Raw genomic sequence first — 3,552 nt, 5'->3', positions numbered from 1 at the left:
AGTGCGCCGCCTAACCAGTCGCTCGAGCCGACTCGCGTCGGCAGGCCGCCGCTCGCGGCTCAGCTTCAACGTTAGGCCCCGGGAAGACGCACCTGCGAGGAGATGGAATGTTTGATCACGTTGTGTTCGGGGTCAGCGATTATTCAGAAGCGAGAGCCTTCTTCCTTAAGGCACTTGAGCCGCTTGGTGTGGCAATTGCCTCAGAGGGGCCACTCGGAATCGAGCTTTGCCGTCCTGGAACCAATGCCTCGCTTTGCATCCGCCGAATTGAAGAAAAGGCAACGCATCTTCATTTGGCATTTGCGGCCGAGAATCGCCAGCAAGTCGAGGCCTTCTACCGCGCAGCACTAGAGGCGGGAGGCAAAGACAATGGCGCGCCAGGTCTGCGCCCCCAGTACCACGCGAACTACTATGCAGCCTTCATCATCGGTCCTGACGGTCACAACATCGAAGCGGTTTGCCATGAGCCCGCGGCCTAACCAGTCGCTCGAGCCGACTCGCGTCGGCAAGCCGCCGCTCGCGGCTCAGCTTCAACGTTAGGCTCAAGGAGGATCGACGTGCCGATTTCGCCGGAGCTGCTTCGCGAGGTGCTCGATAGGTCCCTCGAAATGTTCTTCCAGCACGAGGTGCAGGAAGTGCTTGATGGTGTCAATGAGCGAAGCAATTGCGGGCGGCTTGCCATCTACATGCAGCAGACGGCGCTGAACTACGGCCTAGTCGGGTACTTTGTCGACACCGAATACAACCGAAAGCAGGACGGGAAGGTCAAGACTATTCTTGATAGTGAGTTCAAGGTCGTCACAATCAACTGCGATCTCATCCTTCATAGTCGAGGCCATGTCGTTGCTGAAGACAATCTCATCGCTATCGAGGTAAAGAAGAGAGATCGACCGATCGCCGAGAAGGAGAAAGATAGGGAGCGTCTCCGAGCGCTTACGAAGGCTAGCTACGATGACATATGGAGCGCTGATGGGATTGCAATACCCGAGCATGTATGCGGCTACGCACTGGGAGCATTCGTAGAGCTAGATAAGAGCCAACGGGTATGTCGACTTGAATACTTTCGAGGCGGAGAAGTCTTTGAGCAAGCATCAATTCCCTTCTAAGGGCGCCGTTGAGCCTAACCAGTCGCTCGAGCCGACTCGCGTCGGCAAGCCGCCGCTCGCGGCTCAGCTTCAACGTTAGGCATCATGAAGAACCCAAGTACCCTCCGATACTCCGCAATAGCCCTGGTGGTCATTGCCGGCCATGCAAGCGCCCAGTTTGCGCAGTCTGGCCCTGTCCGAAGGCAAGACTCCCTTGAGCGCTGCACTTCGCGGGACGAAGCTGGGTGCGATCAGGGCTTCGTCAAGGTTGCGTGGCCTAAGGCAGTCCCAGGAACTTGCGGTAGACCGGCATTTATTCCGTCGCTACTGCCCGCCGGCTTTGTGGGGCACACAAGCGTCAGATTTGAGCTTGACGCAGATGGGAAGGTCCAGGATCTAAGAGTTGACTACGCTAGTGGTGTCAAGGCCTTGGACGATGCGCTTCTGAATGCCGCCAGAACTTGCAAATTCGAGGCCGGGATGCGCGCAAGTCAGCCGTCTGCGATGTCGACGTTCTGGATGCATAAGTGGGAGCAAAGTCCAAAGCTTCAGCCGACGTTCATTACAGTTCCTACCCCCAGCCCAAGGCCACCTGCGTCTGGGGCATCAGGCGAGCCAAGCAAGTGATGCCTAACCAGTCGCTCGAGCCGACTCGCGTCGGCAAGCCGCCGCTCGCGGCTCAGCTTCAACGTTAGGTCGCAGGAAGTCGCATGCGCGGATACATCGGAATGGCCGTCCTCGTTGCACTTGCGATTGCGACCGATCATTGGTTCGGCGCTATCGGTGTCACGCGATTCTGTGGTGTGTTTTTCTTGTGCGCCTGCGTGTACGGCTGCTTCGCCCCAAGAATCACAGTCTCTGCTGGGCGTATCGAGATTGGAGAGCTGGCTGGCTGGAATAAGGCGTTTGCGCTTGTGCCGATTTGCGTAGTTGGGATGCTGCTGGTTCTCTATGCGCCGGCAATCACGTGCGTATCAACCAAGTACAAACATCTCTGTGCGTAGCCAATCCAAAATGCAGCGGGCCGCTCTTTTGCAAGTACTGCGACCTAACCAGTCGCTCGAGCCGACTCGCGTCGGCAAGCCGCCACTCGCGGCTCAGCTTCAACGTTAGCCATCAAGTGAATCAGCCGCGCTGGCTCGTGGAGATCACGGGCGACAAGTTCCACCTTGAGGATCTGCCTGCGTTCTTTCCAGACGGGGACATGTACGTCGTGCAGGAGGGCGAGCGGTACTACATTGTTGGTCCCGCGCTAGAGGTGACAGCAGACCACGCAGAAGTTCGTGCTCTGGCCCTGGCTCGGCTAGAAATCTTTGCCGGGGCGATGAAGCTTCTCTTCGGCCACTACAAGACCCCTGCTCTTGCCGGAACGTACAGGGAGCATCCCGATGGAAGGCGTGATGCCTTTGCATCTGGCGTGGTCGCCGAACTGACAATTTTCTCGAAAATTCGGGCCAATCTGGACGGAGCTACCGGTCCTACGCAGGCGCAAGTGCTAACGACAGCCTCGATGAAGAACAAGGCGCTCACAACCGCAATGATCCTGTGGGCTGACGAAGCCAGAACCTGGCCTCGTCTGTATCGCATACTTGATGAGGTTGAAGAAGGCCTCGGGAATACGGTGAGCAACCTTGACCTTTGCTCGGACAATCAGCGCGAGCGCTTCATGCGCTCGGCAAATAGCCCATCTGTTGCTGGGCTAGACGCACGGCATTCCGCCGGTAACAAGATTCCGCCGGCAAAGCCCATGACGCTCGTCGAGGCCACGAAGTTCATGCAAGGCGTAATGCTCAAAGCCCTTACTTATTCCGGTGGTCGGGGTGCAGATGGCTAACCAGTCGCTCGAGCCGACTCGCGTCGGCAAGCCGCCGCTCGCGGCTCAGCTTCAACGTTAGGCATCGGAAATGAACTTCGGTCGCCGCCTCTTCCAAGCTCTCGCTCGCCCCCAAATGCAGAAAGACATTGCATCTCAAGCCATGGAGGTTATTGATCCTGTCGTTGGGCGGTTGTCGGGAACATCGGCCGAACTTCACGGGATCATCAACGCAGGGCTCGGTGAGCTAAAGCTGGTCGTATGGCCTGACGGACAGCCGATGGAGGCTTCCATTCAATTTGCAGCCAGCTTTGTGCAACATCTTTCAGCGCTAAACCTGCGGTGCCAGGAGTACGCGACCAAACAGCTTCTGCCCGTCTACAACGATAGCTGGCGTACTGGAGCGCAGACCCTCACTCCAAGGGAGTTTTGCTCCATGCTTCAATTGAGTGACGTTGAGATCACCGGAGTCGAGCTAGCAACCCTACGGTACGAGTGCGGAGATCTCTTTGGTGGTCACGGCGTTTCCGTCACGTCCTTTGATGGCGTCTCCTTCCATGAACTGCAAGCTGAGCTGTGAATCGCCCCGGGTTCCCTAGACACTTTTGAGCCGTTGGGAATGGCGTCGCTCGAACTCTGCCGGCGAAGTATCTC

4 protein-coding genes are annotated in these 3,552 nt (G+C 57.4%); all 4 read left to right on the top strand.

The genetic code is table 11. From position 1 onward, the window contains the following. The first annotated feature begins 107 nt into the window (after positions 1-107). The 4 genes from J7U46_RS23145 (at position 108) to J7U46_RS23130 (ending at position 3,478) form a co-directional block, all read left to right on the top strand. On the top strand, positions 108-479 hold the full coding sequence (locus J7U46_RS23145) for a VOC family protein (RefSeq protein ID WP_282829610.1): 372 nt from the start codon (positions 108-110) through the stop codon (positions 477-479). A gap of 78 nt (positions 480-557) precedes the next feature. Further along, positions 558-1,106: a hypothetical protein gene (locus tag J7U46_RS23140; protein WP_282829609.1), complete on the top strand. Its 549-nt coding sequence runs from the start codon at positions 558-560 to the stop codon at positions 1,104-1,106. Between the two features lie 1,099 nt (positions 1,107-2,205). Next, positions 2,206-2,919 (top strand): hypothetical protein, encoded by a 714-nt coding sequence (locus J7U46_RS23135; RefSeq protein ID WP_282829608.1) that lies wholly within the window; start codon positions 2,206-2,208, stop codon positions 2,917-2,919. Positions 2,920-2,989: 70 nt separating this feature from the next. After that, positions 2,990-3,478: a DUF2262 domain-containing protein gene (locus J7U46_RS23130; RefSeq protein ID WP_282829607.1), complete on the top strand. Its 489-nt coding sequence runs from the start codon at positions 2,990-2,992 to the stop codon at positions 3,476-3,478. Positions 3,479-3,552: the final 74 nt, after the last annotated feature.

Origin of the sequence: Pelomonas sp. V22 (genome assembly GCF_030014915.1) — a bacterium.
GTDB lineage: Bacteria > Pseudomonadota > Gammaproteobacteria > Burkholderiales > Burkholderiaceae_C > JAUASW01.
Note: the sequence above shows the minus strand (reverse complement) of the source record. Positions and strands in the feature narration are given on the sequence as shown.